A 19,986-nucleotide genomic window follows, 5' to 3' on the forward strand; every position below is an offset into this window, starting at 1 on the left:
GGGTGAGCTGAATCCTACAAGAATTGATTTTCTTGAGTCCGCTGTCCTTTTCGGTCGCTTCGCTTCCTCAAGAGGACTAATTTGAGAATGAAAAGTAAGTAGGTGAAGACGAACGCCAGCCCATGAAAAAGGAAAAAATAGTAAATCTTAATTTTTATTTTTTTCCTTCTTTTTCTGCTTTTCCTTTATTTCAAATTCCCGATATTCTCTCCACATTAACCCTGCAGCCAGTCCGCACGCGAGGAAGTCTGATATGGGGAAAGCAGCCCAGACTCCGTCAAGCTGATAATATTTTGGCAGAACCAGTACAAGAGGCAGCAGGAATAAGAGTTGCCTTGCCAGAGACAGGATAAAAGCCGGTCTGGGTTTCCCAAGTGCCTGGAATACTGTTGTGCCAACGAGCTGAAAGCCTATAAACGGCAGGATCAGCACGACAATCCGCATTGCTCCGGCTCCTGCAGCTGTAAGTTCCGGGTCAGGGCTGAAGATATGGATGATAGGAGCCGGAAAGAGGAACATTACAAGGAACCCTGGCAGAGAGAAGAGAGTGCTTACTTTCAGTGCGACTTTGACGGATTCGATGACTCTCGAAAATTGCTTTGCTCCGTAGTTGTAGCCCACTATGGGCTGGAGCCCAAAAGAGATCCCCAGAATAGGCAGGAAGATGAGAAGGAGCAAACGGTGAATAATTCCGAAGGCTGCAATTGAGACGTCTCCTCCATATGTTGCAAGGGCGTTATTTACAAAAATCATCATGGTGCTGTTTGAGGCTTCGATAATAAAAGGACCGATACCTATTGCCAGTATTTCTTTTGATATAACCGGGTCAGGTATCAGCATCTCAGGCTTAAATACAACCGAACTTTTTCCGGTAAGGAAATAACGCAGCAGGAAAACTGTGGATACAAGCTGGGCAAGAGCTGTTGCAATAGCAGCTCCCCTGATTCCCATATCAAGCCAGAAAATGAAAATAGGGTCAAGTACTATATTCAGACTGGCTCCAAGAAGCATTCCGAACATTGCATACCTGGCATTTCCTTCGGCTCTTACAAGGTCTTCAGTCGCAATCCCAAGAGTAAAAACCGCCGAACTGGCTATTATTATTTCAAGATAAGCCCGTGCGTAGGGCATTATTCCGGGTGTTGCCCCGAAAATTTCCAGCAGCGGGTCAAGGAAGAAGAGCCCTGTAAGCGAGTATGCAGCCCCCAGGAAAATTCCCAGGAAAAATACGGTCCCCAGGGTTTTTTCAGCTTTGTGCAGTTCTTTAGACCCGAGAGCCCTCGAAACAATCGAGGATCCTCCTACCCCGAGCCCGATTGCAATTCCCATTGCCAGCATATGGATAGGAAAAGCTATCACAAGCCCACCAATGCCAGAAACGCCTTCCTCTCCAAGCGCCCTGCCAACGAAGATGGTGTCCACTATATTGTAAAAGGCATAGACAAGCATGCCTATTATTGAAGGAGCTGAGAGCCTGAAAAGAAGTTTACTGACTTTTTCCGTGCCCAAAAAGCTGCCGTGTTCGCGTATCCCTGTCCTCTCCTATATTTAAAGCTAACAGGGTTTCTCGTAGGCAGGGAAGGTATAAAGCCGTTTCGTAAATAAATAGAAAATGATAGGTAAAGCTTCAAGTAAAGCTTCAAGGGCTCTATATCAATAAATTAGAGGAATGATTGCAGACACAATCAAAAATGGTTTGGATAATTTGCTTTTGCGGGCATTATTTCACTGTTTATACGATTGGGACCTAATTTGGGCTTAAACCTGGTCCACTGGCTGATATATCCTGTTTTCACACGTGCTGATTTTACTGATATATAGCTCGCAAAAACCAGCACCGTTTTTTAAATTAATTTAATCATCGCTTGAATCATCGTAATTGTCTGATGATTCATCTGCTTCAGAATAATATTCTTCTTCATTTCTATTACCTGTAGAATTTCTTTTTATTTTATTACGCTTTACGTTTTTAGGCTTATTTTTAGGCTTATTAATTTTATTGATTAATCCAATAAACAAAACATCAGATATTGATTTTACAGGGCTGAAGATTTTCTTCATTATACCATTTGCCATATTTCCCACCTTTTACGTATTCTGTTGTTAGCCCTATTTTCGCAACAACATTTCAATGTATATATAAAACAATTATATTATTTAAAGAATGTTGTTGCTTTTTTAAGAATGTTGTCGCCCCTCTGTTCTTTATCACTGCCATTCACAGCATATAAAGAGAAAAGAGGTATAATTTTGAAAAAATGTTATTACTCTGGTTACTCCTGTTTCACGGGTGCTGCTTTCAACAAACTCATGGCCAGTCTGTAAAAGAGAATATCAATAGTTTAGGATATTAAGTAAAAAGTTTAACCCTATATTGAATGCTTATTCAGAATGGTTTACTGAAGTCAAATGTTAATAAGATTGCCTACTGAAAATTAAATGCTAATCAGGTAGTTTACCGAAAATACCCGGATTAAGAAGCATATTATTTTCATTTTGGTTTGATTCATTATCAGCAGGATACATGGAAGATTTCATAATGTCCTAATTCGGGCAGGGATATAATTGAGGGTAAAAAGATGAAAAAGGAAGAATCAAAGCCGATTACAGCCCTTACATTCGGAGAAGCTCTCTTCGATATAATCAAAGGCACAGCCTATTTAGGAGGCGCCCCTCTCAACCTCGCAGCCCACCTTGCGAAACTGGGAGCAAAATCGGCTGTCCTCACAGCAGTAGGAAAAGATGAACTGGGCAGAACTCTCCTTACCAGAGCTGAAGAAATGGGGGTCGATACTTCATACATCCTTGTTGATGACCACAGGCCTACAGGGACCGTTACAGTAGAACTGATGAATGAGGGTATCCCCGTTTTTTCGATTAATGAAGGAGTAGCCTGGGACGCGATTACTCCGGACGAGAAGAAATTTGAAGCTCTTGCCAGGGAGGAATGGGACGTTTTTTGCTTCGGGACTCTTGCCCAGAGGTCTGAAGAAAACAGGAGGACTCTTAAAAGGCTGCTTCCAGAAATAAAGGCAAAACATTTCTTTTACGACATAAACCTGAGAGCTGAATTTTACAGGAAAGAATGGATTTCCTTTTCATTTGAGCACTGTACTATTCTCAAGATGAATGAAGAGGAAGCTTCAATGGTTTCAACCATTTTTTTCGGCGCTGCATATCCTTTAAAAGACCTCTGCCGTCTGCTTATGGAAAGGTACCCGAAGATGTCCGTAATCTGTATCACAAAAGGACCTGAGGGAGCGGCTGTTTACTATGAAGGAATTTATGAAGAAGTAGAAACCACTCCGGTAGAAGTCGCAGATACTGTAGGAGCTGGGGATGCATTTTCCGCAGGCTTCCTTTACACATATCTTTCAGGATATGGAGTTTCAAAAGCCGTATCAGTTGCCAGTATTCTTGGGACGTATGTAGCATCAAAATCGGGCGCTGTGCCTGAATATTCCGAAGAGCTTTTTAAAGGTCTGGGGATGTTTAAGAAAAAAGGATAATCAGGTTTACTGAATGTTAGCAAAAAGATTAACAACAAATAAAAAGAAGGAATTGTATTCCAGCCTCTAAAAAATGAGAGAATTCCCGCATTTATCGACAGGAAAACACTGAAAATATTCCCGGTAACTAATGCATCAATAGTATTTTTCCTGTTTGTTAAGTTAAATTCTTTTCTCTTAAACGAAAGGCTAATTTTGAAAGTATAAATAATACTTTGCACAAAAGTTACATAATATAATCAGGCATGATGTAGAATGCAACGTGTTGAAGAGGAAAACAAATCAACATATAAAACAAATCAACATACAAAACAAATCAACATATAAAACAAATCAACATATAAAACAAATCAACATACAAAACAGAGGAAACATACAAAACAGAGGAAAGATGAATGAAAATAAATAATGAAAAACCCGATACCCTGACAGCCGGATTATACGTAGCTGGCTTTATAATATCCGGATACTTTATTATAAAAGTCATTTTAGCACTATAATCTGTTTCTTCAGGCATACTTTTTCAGGCATACTTTTTCAGGCATAGACTGTTTGATCCGGTGAACATCATTTGATTGGACCTACAATTATTCTTCTTCTCCTTATTTTTTTCCTGCGATTTCGCTGGAACTTTTCTTTTCCAGCCTTTTTTTCGACCAGTATAGGAATAGTAAAGCTCCGATTATGATTCCTGTTATCGTTGCCATAATTTCAGCAGTATGGTTCAACAGGAACTCAATGTGAAAGGATCTTACAAGCATATTTATTAAGTGCTCCAGTCCGACATAATCTCTTGAGTCTCTGGGAAAGGTCCATCCTAACAGAGGCCAGAAGAAAATTTCAGGGTCAGCTGGGATCATATCCTCAAAAAGGTGTAAAAAGGAACCGGATGCTAGGGAAAGCCCTTTAATATCCTTTCTCCTGTCGTACAGATACAAACTTATCAGAAGGAGAAGAAGGGAGAAAATTAAAGTATGACCAAAAATTCTCCCGCTTGAAAAAGTTGAAGCAAGGATTATTTCGCCAACTGGTTTGTCTATTAAATCCGGGAGAAGAGCTCCTATTGCCAGATATCGAGGATCTATGATAGTCCTCAACCTGGGCACAAAAATACTGAGCCCAAAAAATATCCCGAGCGTAACTCCCAGATGTCCAAAGAGAAGCATTTAAAACTTAACTGTCCTTTTCTGTTAAAATATTATCGGATACTATATAACTTCTATTATAAGGATTGGGATGTGAGGCCATTAAAGTAAAGGTTAACTTTAAATTCAATAGCATCAGGAATCCATTATTAATCTTAATAGTATCTATTTTAATCCCTGATAGATATATTACTCAGTATCCATTACGCTCCAATGGTATCCAAAAATTTTTTTAAAAAAGAAACCTTTAAAAGGAAAAAATCGATTGAAATTTAAAAAGGAATTCCCCAGAGAGGATACCATTTTTCCACATTCTTTTCTACAGGCATTTCTCTTTCCATTTCTGCCCTTAACCTGAATTCAAAGGGACTGTCTCTCTGCTTTCCAGGAATAGGAATAAAGGGATAATAAGTTCCCTGTTTAAAGTTGTAGATCCAGTAAACTGCTTTTCCGCTGGCTGGCTTTCCAGAGGCTTTTTCACTATATCCGGCTTCTCTGGTTTCAGACTCGCTGTCGAACCTGTAGATAGCGCAGAGGATCTGCTCACCAAAGCCCCTATCTTCAAGGGTCTGGCTCACGAGATGAATGCTGGCAACGAGATCTTCAAAGTGAGGGTCTTTAAAAATAGCCCAGAGGAAATTGAATTCGTCTTTTTCCATCCTGAACTCGGTTTCCGTCTCTTTTGAGCTGAATGCCAGAAGCTCTTCGATTTCTTTCCGGGCAGATTCATAAGATGTAGCCCCTAATGGCTTAAAACAAATCCCTGCAGATCCCGAAGGTTTCAGACCGAGATTGCTTTCCAGGGTAATGCTTGCCGTAGAGATTGCAAATAACTTATCACTTTTTGCTTTTGGAAGCCTGCTTCTTCCGAGAACCGCGTCCATGAAATTCCGGAAACCCATTCAGTTTATCTCCCTTATTGCCACATTTTTATTTATTTTTAATTTATTTTTAATTTATTTTTTAACTTGTTTTTTAACTTATTTTTTAACTTATTTTTTAACTTATTTTTTAACTCATTTCTTGCTGCATCCTTTCAAGCTTAGCGATTCTTTTTTCCACAGACGGATGCGTGGAAAAAATGTCCATGATAGATGAGCCTGAGAGTGCGGGTACTGTGAAAAAGGCATTCATTCCTTCAATTTTCCTGAGGTCTTCACTTGGAACCCTGTCCATGACTCCGCTTATTTTCATAAGGGCAGAGGCAAGATTTGCAGGCTGCCCGGTGATAACTGCTGCTCCCCTATCCGCAGAGAATTCCCTGTAACGGGAAAGGGCGCGTATCAATATAAAACTGACAACCCAGACCGCAATAGAGACAAGCCAGACAAAGATAATGCCTCCGCCATCTCTCCTCCTGCCTCCACCCATATTTCCAAAATAAAGGCTGTAGCGGACAAAATAGAAAGCCACTGTTGAGAGAAAACTCGCAATCGTCATGACAGCCATATCCCTGTTTTTGACATGGCTCAGTTCATGGGCAAGAACTGCTTCGAGTTCAGCCGGAGACAGTTTGTCCATAATTCCCGTAGTGACTGCAACAACGGCTTTGTTCTGGCTCCTGCCTGTAGCAAAAGCATTTGGGACCTGACTCCTGACAATTGCAACCTGAGGCTTGGGAAGGTCGGCTATCGCACAGAGCCTGGTAATCATTCCATGTAGCTGCGGAGCTTCACTTTCAGAAACAACATGTGCCCCTGTCGTCCAGAGCACCATTTTATCCGAATAAAAGTACTGTACAGCCATGAAAAAACCTACGAATAAAAACATGAAAACCGGAGGTGTTCCATAGTACGAAAGGAATGCAAGGAATGCAAGGTAAACTACTGCCAGAAGAAACATCGTGAAAAGCATTCTTCCCTGAAGTCCCAAGTCACGTTCCCATTTTCTCTTCATATGTTATTGCTCCCGTCCGTTAATAGCATGATAGCTGGATTACAGGCTGTAATAAAATGGCTCTTAACAGCAAAACGGCATTCGACAGATTGAACGGATAAAGGCATTTAATAAGTTGATGAGTGATATAAACAAGTTGATGAATCAATATAATAAGGAGTTAATATAATAGTATCACAGGCATTAAGTAAACAAATGAACTCTGTTAAATTTACAGGTGATCCTGTGAACTTAAACATCCAATCTTATGGACCATAAATTAAACGATAATGTCTGATAGGTGTTAAGCAACTTAAACTAACCTTATCGAATTAAACTAACCCTTAAAGTAACTTAAACTAACCTTTAAGCAACTTAAACTAACCTTTATCGAATTAAACAGGTTCAAGAAACAAAATCCAGATATCGAGAATAATTGCAGGGTTTATTCTTTGTCTTAATAATACCTGAAAGCCAGCCTCCTGTTATCCTGAATAAAAGATTTCCTTAAGGATTTAAATCCTTTTCTTTTTAAAAAACAAAGATGAATAGGAAAAACCGATTTGAAGATATAGTATAAGAAGAACATATTGAGCTAATGTCAACAGATTCTAAAAACAGATCTTTTGGACTGGCACGTTATTTATAATAAAGACTTCTGAACTGAAATATTATTCCAATAACAGAATTTATAAATAATGTCTTCATTTCAGTAGCAGAAAGATATATTCTTTACAAATATTGTTCTTATAAATATTCGATTTAGCTGCTCATTCATTCAGGAGCAGACATTTTTTATTTGAAACATGTAAACTACTTCTTTCTTTATTGAAAAAAGAATTTCAGGTCCTCTTATGCAAAACATACTCTCAGTTAAATCTCTAACAAAAAAATTCGATGATTTTACCGCAGTAAAGGGAATCAGTTTTGACGTTGAAACAGGCTCCATCTTCGCTTTCCTCGGACCTAACGGGGCAGGCAAGTCCACAACCATCAAAATGCTTACAACAGTCCTGAAACCCACTTCCGGAGAAATACGGATAAACGGCTTCAATGCCCTTAAAGAACAGGATGAAGCAAGGGCTTCTTTCGGAATAGTTTTCCAGGACCGCAGCCTTGATGAAGAGCTTACTGCTTACGAAAACATGGTATATCATGCCGTAATCTATAAGGTCCCCAGAAAAGAGAGGGAAAAAAGGATCCAGCAGGCGCTTGAGATTGTTGGGCTCTGGAACAGGCGGGAAGGCTATGTTAAGAATTATTCAGGCGGTATGAAACGCAGGCTTGAGATAGCACGTGCGCTTGTCCATTACCCGAAAATCCTTTTCCTTGATGAGCCAACCGTAGGCCTTGATCCGCAGACACGGAACTCTATCTGGAGCCATATCAAAAGCCTGAATAAAGAAAAAGGAATGACGATTTTTTTAACCACACATTATATGGAAGAAGCCGAAGCTGTCGCAGACAGGATTGCAATTATCGACCACGGAAATATTATAGAATCCGGCACTGTAGAAGAAATAAAGAAACGGACAGAGACCGAATCCCTGGAAGAAGCTTTTCTGAAGCTGACAGGCAGGGACATCAGGGATGACAATTTGCCTGAAAATAAAGTGCGAACGATACGGGGCATGAGAAGGAGGGACAGGAATTGATCGAGGTAATCTATATCCTCTGGCTCAGGCAATTGAAACATTACTGGCGCTCCAAAGCAAGGCTTCTGGGTTCTCTGGGGCAGCCCCTACTCTTTCTGGTAACCTTCGGATTCGGGTTCGGGCCAATGTATGCAAGAGCAAGCGGAGGAGGAAACTACATGGACTTTCTTGCGCCCGGAATTGTTTCCATGTCGATCCTCTTCACAGCCGTTTTTTCAGGACTGGAAGTTATCTGGGACAGGCAGTTCGGTTTTCTCAAAGAGACCCTTGTAGCTCCGATTTCAAGGACGGAGATCATGATCGGGAAAACCCTTGGAGGTGCAACCATAGCTATGATTCAGGGCCTGATCGTGCTCTGTATTACTTATGCCCTCGGGTTCAGGGTGCCCAGCCTCGGAAACCTTGGAATGGGATTACTTTTCATGTTCCTGATAGCTATCTTCTTTACCGGGCTTGGCCTTGCAATTGCATCCAAAATGAAAGATATGCACGGGTTCCAGCTTATCATGAACTTCCTGATAATGCCCATCTTCTTCCTTTCAGGAGCCCTCTTCCCTCTAGAAAACCTGCCTCCTGCAATTTATTTTATCAGCAGGATCGACCCGCTAACTTATGGTGTGGACGGCATGAGAGGAGCACTTGCAGGTATGAGCGTGTTTGGCATCTACAATAACCTCGCAATAATAGGTGCACTATCAGTTCTTATCTGTATAATCGGGGCATTTCTATTTTCGAAGGTTGAGGCTTAAGCGCCTCTTTCCCCTAAATTTTCGGACTAAAGCATACTGTATAGTACTTTAAGGATCATTTCGTAACGTTATTGTACGATTATATGCTTTAAGGTCAAAGATTTAATTAACCGAATTTAAATTCGATTACCTGCAGTTTTTGTCAGGCAGCACCAGAGTAAATTTCCTGTTATATGAAAAAACGTTACATGGAAAAAATGAGGCATCAAAAGTGTTAAACTTGATCGAATATTTAGCCATGGGAGCGTTTCTCGGCCTTGCTGCAGGCACATCCCCGGGTCCGCTCCTGGCTGTAACCATATCTGAGACTTTACAGCACGGCAAGTGGGAAGGAATAAAGGTTGCTGTATCTCCTCTTATCACTGATCTTCCAATTGTTTTGGCTGTGTTGTTTGTCCTGTCGCACCTGACAAGTTCTGATTTCTTTATAGGAATTATTGCCTTTTTTGGGGCTTCATATTTGATTTATTCAGGACTCGAATCCTTCAAAATCAAGAGGAACAGCCTCGAATTAAACGTAGAAAAAAAAGATGCCCTCAAAAAAGGAGTGATTGTAAATTTCAGCAACCCTCATCCTTATGTATTCTGGCTTTCCATAGGAGGGCCAATAATCTTTAAGAGCTTAAGCAGTCATATATGGGCTACAATTTTATTCATAGCAGGTTTTTATCTACTTCTTGTAGGATCAAAGATAATTGTTGCATTAATTGTAGAGAAATCAAAGTATTTTATAAACAGTAAATATTATTTTTTCATTGTTCGCGCCCTTGGAATCGCCCAGATTATATTTGGATTGACTTTTATCAGATTGGGTCTTGATTCACTGGATTTACTCTGAACTTAAAATGAAGTCTTTACTCTGAACTTAAAATGAAGTCTTTACTCTGAACTTAAAATGAAGTCTTTACTCTGAACTTAAAATGAAGTCTTTGTTCTTACAGGGTTTTTCTATTTCATATGAATTATAAAGCCATTCTGTGGTGGTTTTTGATTCACGCTTGTTATTAGCTATACTAAATCATTTATTGAGCAGATATTGCCGGCCTGAAGCTCACAATTTAGTAAAAAGTAAAAAATCACAGCTATGTTTGCTTAAAAGGCCAGGGATAAATAAATGTTTCAGAATCCTGGATTACACCGGGCACCATGGCGCAGGGTGTAGAATAAAAGGAAAAGCAAAATAAGGCCAATGGTCACCAGAGTGACGACGCATCCAAAAGCTGTGTCTTGAGAGATTTGTTGACTTATGGCTTCAGCGTTACCAACCAGTGAAGACATATTATTCTATTAATATCTCAAATATAAATAAATTCTTAACCCGCAGTAAATGAAAATAAAAGGTTATTTTAGCTTTTTTCATGTAAAACCGGGCTCAAAGCTGAAAGCCGATAAACCTGGATAGAGCCGCAATAAGGTTAACAGGGTCATAATCCGGAAAAGACAAAAAAGCTGTATCTTTTAATTTCAATTTAGAAGTAGATGGTAGGATTTGAGTCCCTATTCTCAGTCCTACCTGCGATCCAACCCATAGATTAAGAGGAAACCCTATTGCCCTTAATCTAGACATATATAATGACAGGGTAATATATATCATAATTGATAAGAAAAATTGTTCCTTATCCTAAGTTTTAATATAATTAAAAAATTATATTATGCCAAAAATTTTAATGATATTAAAATCAACAAAGTATCCATTTAAAATCCTTTAAGGGACTTGAAATTCTTTACGCCAAACGATTCTTTTGCTTGAAAACAATCTTTGCTATAATTTATTTCAAATAATTTATCTTACAAGTATATGCTGGAGTTGGGAATTCCAGTTGGGAATTCCAGTTGGGAATGGGCTGGGGAATCGTCTCTCAACAAAAGAAAACCTGGAGACGCTGATTTTTCGTCGAAAAGTATGCCTGGTGGAGCATAACCTCGAAGAAACTGCATTGGGGGATACAGTAGGTCAGTAAATCATGTTTTCTTCTTACATAGTTATTTTGATGCTCTCAGCGTATTTTTAATGACTTCAATTTTTAATACTTTCAGCTTTATAACGTATTTTATAGAAAATTGGCATGCAGCTTTTAATTTTCCTGGTGGACCAGTTAGATGGAACGATTGATCTGAAAAGAAACAATAGGATGGAATTCGTTATAAGATTCGCAGTAACAGAAACGAGGTACATAAGCGTTTCAGTGCTAACCTGCATTGATTAATTAAATAATGCCGTTTCTCAATCCAGGGATTCATGCATCCTGCCCTGTTTTATGTCTCACACTCTTGCCATTAACCTCGAGTTCAACTTTTCTTTTACTCTTGCTGATTTAAACATGAATTGGACATTAAGGATATAATTTATACGCTCATATGAAATTCTCTTACATAAACTCAACAGCTTTTAATATCTAAAATTTCTAAAGCTAAACGGGGGTAGATGAACTTTTCCAGTATTTACTATTTCTACCAGGCCAAAAAGAAGCCATGATGGAGTGGGTTATAATAGTAAAAGAAATTGCTGAGAGAAAAGGAACTAATGAGAGAGAGTTTTTCTGCGAGAAGCTCCGAAAAAATGAAGAAATATACCGCATCGTCATGAGGCAGACTCAGCATCTTGTATACGATTAGGATATTAAAAACAACAAAATCTGCTGGTTAGGGGCTACCATAGAATTTATGGGGCATGAATTAAAAGATCTGGAAAGTACAGATATTGGGGTCTGGCTGGATCATATCTATCCTGAGGAACGGGATAAAATCTGGAAAGCTTTTAAAGAGCATCTGGAAACAGGAGAAAACTTCCTGCTTGAGTACAGGTACAGGAAACCCGATGAAAGTTATATTTGTATAGAAGAAAACGTGATCTGCCTGAAAGATGAAAGCGGTAGTGTAAATAGAGTACTTGGAATAATTAAAGACATCACTGAAAGAAAGCTTACTCAGGAAAGACTGGAAGCCAGTGAGGAAAAATACCGTTCATTCATACAGAATTTTGATGGGATTGCATTCCAGCTGGATGAAAACTTTTCCCCGGAGTTCATGCATGGGAAAGTAGAAGAGATTACCGGATATAGTGAAGAAAAATTTTTATCAGGTCAGGTTTTGTGGTTAGACATTATTCATTCTGCTGACAAGCCTCTTGTTGTTGAAGATATTGATAATATTCAAAAATCTCCATATAATTCATCCAGAGAACTTGACTTTCGTATAATACCTAATAACGGCAGAACGAAATGGGTACGTCAGTGCTACTATAAAATTCAGGGAAAAAATGGAAAACCGGATAAGTATCAGGGAGTCATTTACGATATCACTGAAAAAAAGAATGCAGAAGAAGCTATTAAAAAAATAGAGGCTGCCCGTAACAAAGAAATTCATCACAGGATAAAAAATAATCTGCAGGTAATCTCGTCCCTTCTGGATCTCCAGGCTGAAAAGTTCAGTGACAGAAAATATATTAAAAACTCGGAGATTCTTGGAGCCTTTAAGGAAAGTCAGGACAGAGTAATGTCAATTGCTCTTATCCATGAAGAATTGCACGAAGGCCAGGGAAGAGATACACTGAACTTTTCGCCTTATCTTGAAAAACTCGTTGAGAATCTTTTCCAGACCTACAAGCTTGGAAACGTTGATGTCAACTTAATTATGGACCTTGAAGAAAAAACTCTTTTTGATATGGATATTGCAGTGCCATTGGGTATGATTGTTAATGAACTTGTTTCAAATTCCCTGAAATATGCATTTCCAGACAGGGAAAATGGAGAAATCCGGATTAAATTATTTAAAGAAAGAAAAACCGGGAACTTGTTAAATAATGATATAAAAGTAGACACTGAGAAATGTACTGGATATACTCTTATTATCTCAGATAATGGTATTGGAATTCCCGATAAAATCGATATTGAAAGCCCGAATACGCTTGGTCTGCAACTCGTAACCATTCTCATAGAACAGTTAGATGGTGAGATCGAGCTAAAAAGGAACAAAGGTGCCAGGTTCAAAATAAATTTCAATGTAAAACAGAGATGATAAGGACCTGCAGGCCTGAACAAAAATCAGTTTAGAATTATATGAAAATCAGTTTAGAAGTAGATGGTAGGGGCTGAGTCCCTATTCTCAGATCCCTACCTGTGATCCAACCCAAAGATTAAGAGGAAACCCTATTTCCCTTAATCTGTACCTTTATAATGCCCCGGTTATATAAATCATAATTGATGCTAAAAATTGTTTCTTATATGGAATTTTAATATAATTGAAAAAACATATTATATCAAATATTTTAACGAAATTAAAAATAATTATATTAAAAAACAGAATGACCTTAAAAATTGTATTAAAAAAGAATAACCTTAAAATTTTTAAAATAGGCTAGTTTTTGCTTGAAACCAGTTTTTTAAATCAATAATTTAAAACAGGCTATATCATTGTCATGCTTCGTATTTAGAGGACAACACGGATATCATTGTCCCAAAAGGAGACTCGTCTGGAGATTGATGATCCTTCTTTTAATTAACATGCCTGGGGAGCATAGATCGAAGGTCTGTGCTGAGGAACGCAGTTAACGGATCAAGTAACCTGGCATTCTTCTTAAAGCTACTATTCTGCCACTTTCATTATATTTTACCAATCCATCTTCTTTAACCGTTTTTATAGCAGTTTTTGTGGTAGATTTTTCGAATTTGCAGAAATATAAAATGCAATCTTACATGTTGGGTTGTATAGATATATATTTATAATATTATTCTTTTATTGCGCACTCGATTATATAATAGTTTAAAAATAAAATCAATTCTTCCGAAATACTTTGAGACGCAGATAAAGGGAGACCTGCAATTATGTATAAAGTGAGGATTTAAGAAAGACTCTTTGACTTTTCACCCTGATATCGGAGAGAAATGAATATAATTAGAGTTTCTGATGCTGACGCTTCTGGAGATATACCTGGGGAACATGTAGATGAAAATGAAATCTTCTGCAGGCTTGGTAAGTTGTTTCCCTATTTCTCAAAAGTATGGTGAACAATAAATGATCATATTTGGACGTATCCACAGATGGCTGACATTCGGATTAAGTCCGGAGCAGGAGGACCGCTTCCGGCAGGTTAACTTCAGTTCAGACATAACTCTGGCTCGGATTTTCGTTATTCTGATTATTGTGCCGTTTATAGTCCTTCTGGTCAACGATTATGGCTTTTTTGGGCTACCACAGGCATTCTACAGGTTTCTGTTGCTTAGACTTGCTTTCGCCGGATACACCATCCTCTTTCTCAAAAGCCTGCGAAGATTTCGGAACTACCATTCTTATGACCGGGCTGAATTCGTTTGGGGTCTCTCTCTGGCCATTATCCACATCACGATAAATTCGACGCGGCCTGAAAACTTCATTGCCCATACCGTAATCACGGTTCTTATTGTTTTCATCACGATGCTCGCCATCCCGAATCGATTCACCAACCAGTTTATTCTGTCCTTAGTGTACACTATCGGGCAGATATTGATTATTGCTCCCAATATGTGGATATCTCCTGAGGCTTCCTTTACGGTGCTTCTCAGCATGTTAATGGTGAATGCAGTTGCCATTGCATCTGGCTGGCTGCTTCATTTCTGGCGCAGGCGGGAGTTCCTGACTCACGAGGAAATACATAATGCAAAATTGGAAGTTGAGACGCAGCTTACAGAACGCAAGAAAGCTGAAGAGGCTCTTATAAACCTTGAGACTGCCCGCAAGAAGGAAATCCATCACCGGATAAAGAATAACCTTCAGGTAATTTCTTCCCTGCTGGACCTGCAGGCTGATCAGTTCAGAAATAGAGAGAATATTAAGGATACAGAAGTCCTGACCGCTTTTAGGGAAAGCCAGGATAGAGTTTTATCCATGGCTTTGATCCATGAAGAGCTTTACAGGGGTGAAGGACTCGAAACGCTAAACTTTTCACCATATATCAAAGAGCTCGCTGAGAACCTTTTCCGGACATACAGGCTTGGGAATGCCGATATTAACCTAAAGATGGATCTGGAAGAGAATGCATTCTTTGATATGGATACTGCAGTTCCTTTAGGAATAATTGTCAATGAGCTCGTTTCCAACTCCCTTAAACATGCGTTTCCGGATAGAAACGAAGGAACAATTCACATCATGCTCCGTAAACAGGGAATAAGAGAATACATAAACAGCATAGAAGGGAGCGGGAGTTATAAAAGTGTTGCCTACGTTCTGAAAGTTTCCGATAATGGCACAGGTATCCCAGAAAATCTTGATATTGAAAAGCTTGATAGCCTTGGCATGCAGCTTGTAACTTCCCTTGTTGATCAAATGGATGGGGAACCTGAACTCAAAAGTGACCGTGGAACCGAATTCATGATCAGGTTTACAGTGACAGAAAAGAATAACCCGGCTTCCGTGCTATCCCCACAGCAACTGGTTAAAAGTGCCTGAACTATATGGTTCCGAATTACCAAACTGCCTTATCGACTTGAGACATCCTGCAGCTCATTGAACCTTTATAAGTGCTGGTGTATTTCTACCAGCCTCTAAACCTGATTTTTTTCTTTATTCTCTAGCCACATGGGGAGACTGTGATGTTAATAGAGACAAAAGGGCATAATGAATCCAGAAAGAATCCTGAAAGTCAACAATTCCTCCTCAAACAAACGCCTGGAGCAGCATGATATTTTGAAAGAATACAGTTTACAGACCCCGCGATTCAGCGAAGAGATTCGAATCCATTTTCTACCAGTGATTACATTAATGCAGGTTATCAGGTATACAAATATAATGTGAACTACCACTCAGCTAAAGACTGAGTGGCTTCCTGAGTCATCCTTCCTCCCATTGGAGGTAAGTCATGCAGGCTCTACCCGAAGTCCCTTCGGTGAAATATTATGAGTGTGATATACTTGAGATACACAACGGCTAACGGCTTTCCCCGCCTTAATCCCGTTCCCTACAGGATGATTCTTGCCCTGTTATCCAACTCCCCGATGTTCAAACGTTACCTCGCTTGGTTTTCGCTTTGAAATTCGGCAACGCTCTCCGGAACTGTGAGGTTGTGGTGACAGCAAAATCCAATATTACAAAGGTTTTAAAAATATTTAATAATTCACAGGATCAATAACGGTTAACAGTTGAAGTTGACGCTTATGTCCCCTGAGCTAAAGACTCAGGGGTTTTACGCTTCTTCATATAAACAATATAAACTATTACAAACAATATGAACTTCCTCCAGTAAACCCAGTAGAAAAATTAGATAAAATATTTATTACATTATTTTTATATAAACAGACCTTTATGTAAATATCAGATTATAAAATCGGCTACTGTGAAAATCTTAAAACCAAAAAAACTGAAACTCAAACAAAGAAATAAACGTTGAAGTAAAATTTTGGTTTTGTCCAACGGTCAGAGAGAACTATGAGCAGTGATAGTACAGATAAGAATTTTCAGGAGAGCGAAAAGCTGTATCACATGCTATTTGAGTATAGCATGGACGGCATTATCCTGACTGACCCGAGAGAAGGGGGAAAAATCCTATCAGCTAATCCAGCCGCCTGCCGGATGCTCGGATGGACGGAAGAAGAATTAATCGGCAAGGGGCGCGATATAATGTTTGACCTGAAAGATCCGTTACTATCCGGCCTGCTGGAAAAGTGTGCACGTTCAGGATCAGCAAGAGCCCGGCTCACTTACAGGCGCAGGGATGGAACTACTTTCCCCGGGGAGGTAAGCACTGCCTGTTTCATTGATAATGATGGAGAACCCCGAACAGTCGCTATCATTCGGGATATCACTGAACGCAAGCAGGCAGAGGAAGCTCTTAGCCGTGAGCGAAGCTTGCTGGAAAGCGTCACGCATGCTACTGATTTAATGCTTGCTCTTTTCGATCCGCAATTTAACTTTGTGTGGGTCAACCCCGCATATGCTAAAGCATCCCTGATGAAACCGGAGGAGATGGTTGGCAAGAACCATTTCGCATTATATCCTCACGAGGAAAACGAGGCAATTTTCAGGAAGGTAAGGGATACCGGCGAAGGCGTATTCTACAAGGACAAACCGTTTACTTATCCCGATCAGCCCGAACGCGGGGTAACTTATTGGGACTGGAACCTTGCGCCCGTTAAGAGTCCAGACGGAAACGTGACTGGCCTGGTCCTATCGCTACGTGAGACAACAAAATACAAACAGGCTGAGGAAGCTCTTCGGAAAAGTGAAGAACATTACCGTATGCTTTTCACAAATATGACCGAGGGGTTTGCCCTTACAGAGGTCATTTTTGATGAAAAGGGTAAGCCATATGACTACCGCTATCTTGAGGTAAATCCTGTCTATGAGCGCAGTACGGGCCTAAAAAAAGAGCAGGTACTGGGAAAATCTATACTCATGGTAATTCCCGATATTAGCCCCATAATGATCAAAAAGCTCGGCGAAACAGCGGTCTCAGGTGAACCGACATATTTTGAAATCTTTAGCCAGATAACGGACAATTACTTTGACGTTTATGTTTTCAGTCCAGAAAAAGGGAAGGTCGCAGCAACTTTTAGAGATATTACCAAGCGCAAGCAGGCAGAAGAGGCACTTAAAAAAGCGCACGAGACTTTAGAAGAAACAGTCAAAGAACGTACTTTAGAGCTTCAGAAGGCATACAATTCATTGAAAGAAAGTGAAAAAGGTCTTGCTGAAGCTCAAAGAATGGCTCACCTTGGGAGCTGGAAGTGGGATATTACAACCGATAAGCTTTACTGGTCTGATGAAACTTATCGAATCTTCGGACGAAAGCCCCAGGAATTCAACGCAACTTATGATGCATTTTTGAGTTACGTACATCCGGAAGACAGAGATTATGTGCATAAAGCCGTTAAAAAAGCTTTATACGGAGAACCCTATTTTATTGATTTTAGAATAGTTTCGGCTGACGGAGGGGAACGCACAGTCAGTGCGCATGGAGAAGTGGTTTTTAACGAGGAAAACATCCCTATCCTGATGAGAGGAACAGTTCAGGATATTACTGAACATAAAAAAGCAGAAGAAAGAATTCAGCGCCTGGCAGACATTGTGGAATCGTCAAATGATGCAATTATAACTAAAACTCCCGAAGGCATTATTACAAGCTGGAATAAAGGAGCAGAGCGGATTTATGGTTATTCGGCCAAAGAAATCCTTGGGAAAAACATCTCAATACTCGAGCCAGAGAACCTAAGAGGGGAAATAAAAAAGTTAACTCAAAATATTATGGATAACGAGGATGTTAAACATTATGAAACCTTACGATTAAGAAAGGATGGTAAATTAATAAATATATCAGTAACTCTTTCTCCAATCCATAATACCGCAGGAAGACTTGTGGCTATCTCAGCTATTGCCCGGGATATTACCGAACGCAAGAGGGCAGAGGAAGCCCTGGCGAAACTGGAAAAAATCCGCATAAAGGAAATCCATCACAGGATCAAGAATAACCTGCAGGTTATATCTTCCCTTCTTGATCTTCAGTCCGAAGCTTTCTCTCATCTTGATGTTTGTAAGGTTCCGGAAGTCATCGAGGCCTTTGCGGAAAGCCAGAATCGTGTGATTTCTATGGCTCTAATCCATGAAGAGCTGTATAAGGGAGAAAAACTTGATAACCTTGATTTTTCAGCTTACCTCAGGAAGCTAACCAAAGAACTCTTCAATTCATACAATCCGGGAGATAAAGATATCATTTTCAAGCTTGACCTTGAGCAGGCAGATCTTGGCATGGATACAGCAATTCCTCTCGGGATTATTGTAAATGAGCTGGTTTCAAACGCTTTCAAGCATGCTTTTCATGACCTTATGGAAGGCGAGATCCGGATAAATCTTTGCAGGATTGAGTCTACAAATTCCGGAAGAAATATTTCCGGCATAGACAAAAGCTGCATTGAAAAAGATGGCTTCAAGTATAAACTCAAAGTATCAGATAATGGAAAAGGCATTCCGGAAGAAATAGACATTGAAAATACGGATTCTCTTGGACTCCAGCTTGTAAATCTCCTTGTTGAGCAGATAGACGGCTGCTTTGAGGTTAAAAGTAATAAAGAAACAGAAAAAGGGACAGAACTCACCATATGGTTTAGCGATATAGATATATGAGCCGGTATCCCTCAGTGATGGAGTACAAGAAAATTATGAAAGGCTCTTAAATCAGTTTAGAAGTAGATGGTAGGGTCTGAGTCCCTATTCTCAGTCCTACCTGCGATCCAACCCAAAGATTAAGAGGAAACCCTATTACCCTTAATCTGTACCTTTATAATGATCCGGTTATATATATCATAATTGATGCTAAAAATGGTCTCTTATCTGAAATTTTAATAAAATTGAAAAATTATATTGCAGCAAAAATTTTATTGTAATTGAAATAAAGCGTATAAATAATATAAAAGAAGATATTATACGCTTTGAAACTTTTAATGTCGAATTATTTTTTGCTTAAAAACAATTTTTGATATAATTAATTTCAAATAATTTATCTTTATCAGTATATTCTGGAGTTGGGAACCAGGACAGGGGAGCAAACACGAATCAATTATAGAGAGACACCGCGTAAAAGAATTGCCCGGAGATCGCTGATCACTTCTTCGACAAGCCTAGAGGAACAAATATTCGAAGAGACTGTATTGGGGGATACGGTATTGAATAGTATCTCCGGTTTTCTCCTTAATTGTTTTCTTTCTTAAACAAAATTTCTTTTTCTCTCCCATACAACTTTCTTTTTTCTCAAACAACTTTCTTTTTCTTACCCATACAACTCTCTTTTTCTTTCTCAAACAACTCTCTTTTACAACTTCCTTTTACTTCTTAAACAGATTCTCTTTTTATTTCTCATAGTTATACGTACCAGGAATTCTGAATTCTGCCTTCTCAACTTTATCCGCTGAAACAGACTCAAGCTTGCATTGAGAAAAAGATCTCAGGGGTTTTACCTATTTTTTCAGTCTTTTCTACTTCCCCTGATTTATCCCCCTCTTTTCAAGGCTGGTACCACCTTTATTCCAATTTCCATCTTCCCGAGTCCGTCAAGCTGTCTTACGAAGCCTGATCTTTTTATTGTACAGGC

At 39.3% G+C, this 19,986-nt stretch carries 12 protein-coding genes and 1 pseudogene; 8 read left to right on the forward strand and 5 right to left on the reverse strand.

The window, feature by feature from the left end:
• Positions 1-147 precede the first annotated feature (147 nt).
• Together RSJ42_RS04945 and RSJ42_RS04950 are read right to left on the reverse strand one after the other, a co-directional pair.
• Positions 148-1,509 (reverse strand): MATE family efflux transporter, encoded by a 1,362-nt coding sequence (locus RSJ42_RS04945; protein WP_410509564.1) that lies wholly within the window; start codon positions 1,507-1,509, stop codon positions 148-150.
• Between the two features lie 345 nt (positions 1,510-1,854).
• Positions 1,855-2,076: a hypothetical protein gene (locus RSJ42_RS04950; protein WP_410509565.1), complete on the reverse strand. Its 222-nt coding sequence runs from the start codon at positions 2,074-2,076 to the stop codon at positions 1,855-1,857.
• 503 nt (positions 2,077-2,579) lie between these two features.
• Between RSJ42_RS04950 and RSJ42_RS04955 the strand changes: the two genes are divergently transcribed.
• Entirely contained in the window at positions 2,580-3,509 is a 930-nt protein-coding gene (locus tag RSJ42_RS04955) for a carbohydrate kinase family protein (RefSeq protein ID WP_410509566.1), read from the forward strand.
• A gap of 602 nt (positions 3,510-4,111) precedes the next feature.
• On the opposite strand, the gene RSJ42_RS04960 is transcribed toward RSJ42_RS04955, so the two are convergent.
• The 3 genes from RSJ42_RS04960 to htpX form a co-directional block, all read right to left on the reverse strand.
• Positions 4,112-4,675: a metal-dependent hydrolase gene (locus tag RSJ42_RS04960; protein WP_410509567.1), complete on the reverse strand. Its 564-nt coding sequence runs from the start codon at positions 4,673-4,675 to the stop codon at positions 4,112-4,114.
• Between the two features lie 251 nt (positions 4,676-4,926).
• Positions 4,927-5,556 (reverse strand): PspA-associated protein PspAB, encoded by a 630-nt coding sequence (pspAB, locus tag RSJ42_RS04965; protein ID WP_410509568.1) that lies wholly within the window; start codon positions 5,554-5,556, stop codon positions 4,927-4,929.
• Between the two features lie 109 nt (positions 5,557-5,665).
• The gene (gene htpX / locus RSJ42_RS04970; protein ID WP_410509569.1) at positions 5,666-6,550 is read right to left on the reverse strand and encodes a zinc metalloprotease HtpX; all 885 of its coding nucleotides are present in this window, start codon (positions 6,548-6,550) and stop codon (positions 5,666-5,668) included.
• A gap of 833 nt (positions 6,551-7,383) precedes the next feature.
• Between htpX and RSJ42_RS04975 the strand changes: the two genes are divergently transcribed.
• The 7 genes and pseudogenes from RSJ42_RS04975 to RSJ42_RS05005 all read left to right on the forward strand — a co-directional run bounded on the left by RSJ42_RS04975 (position 7,384) and on the right by RSJ42_RS05005 (position 19,022).
• Positions 7,384-8,184, forward strand: coding sequence for an ABC transporter ATP-binding protein (locus RSJ42_RS04975; protein WP_410509570.1), 801 nt, complete (start codon positions 7,384-7,386; stop codon positions 8,182-8,184).
• The gene (locus tag RSJ42_RS04980) at positions 8,181-8,933 is read left to right on the forward strand and encodes an ABC transporter permease (RefSeq protein WP_410509571.1); all 753 of its coding nucleotides are present in this window, start codon (positions 8,181-8,183) and stop codon (positions 8,931-8,933) included. The genes RSJ42_RS04975 and RSJ42_RS04980 overlap by 4 nt, the downstream gene beginning before the upstream one ends.
• 211 nt (positions 8,934-9,144) lie before the next feature.
• Complete coding sequence (locus RSJ42_RS04985; protein WP_410509572.1) at positions 9,145-9,771, forward strand: LysE family translocator; 627 nt, start codon at positions 9,145-9,147, stop codon at positions 9,769-9,771.
• A 1,826-nt stretch (positions 9,772-11,597) separates the two neighbouring features.
• Positions 11,598-12,950, forward strand: coding sequence for a sensor histidine kinase (locus RSJ42_RS04990; RefSeq protein WP_410509573.1), 1,353 nt, complete (start codon positions 11,598-11,600; stop codon positions 12,948-12,950).
• Positions 12,951-13,816: 866 nt separating this feature from the next.
• Positions 13,817-13,939 (forward strand): hypothetical protein, encoded by a 123-nt coding sequence (locus RSJ42_RS04995; RefSeq protein ID WP_410509574.1) that lies wholly within the window; start codon positions 13,817-13,819, stop codon positions 13,937-13,939.
• Between the two features lie 646 nt (positions 13,940-14,585).
• Positions 14,586-15,356: pseudogene (locus RSJ42_RS05000) on the forward strand (sensor histidine kinase); the annotation flags it as partial.
• Between the two features lie 975 nt (positions 15,357-16,331).
• Positions 16,332-19,022 (forward strand): PAS domain S-box protein, encoded by a 2,691-nt coding sequence (locus RSJ42_RS05005; protein ID WP_410509575.1) that lies wholly within the window; start codon positions 16,332-16,334, stop codon positions 19,020-19,022.
• Positions 19,023-19,986 lie beyond the last annotated feature (964 nt).

Source organism: Methanosarcina hadiensis, from assembly GCF_046529725.1.
Classification (GTDB): Archaea; Halobacteriota; Methanosarcinia; order Methanosarcinales; family Methanosarcinaceae; genus Methanosarcina; species Methanosarcina hadiensis.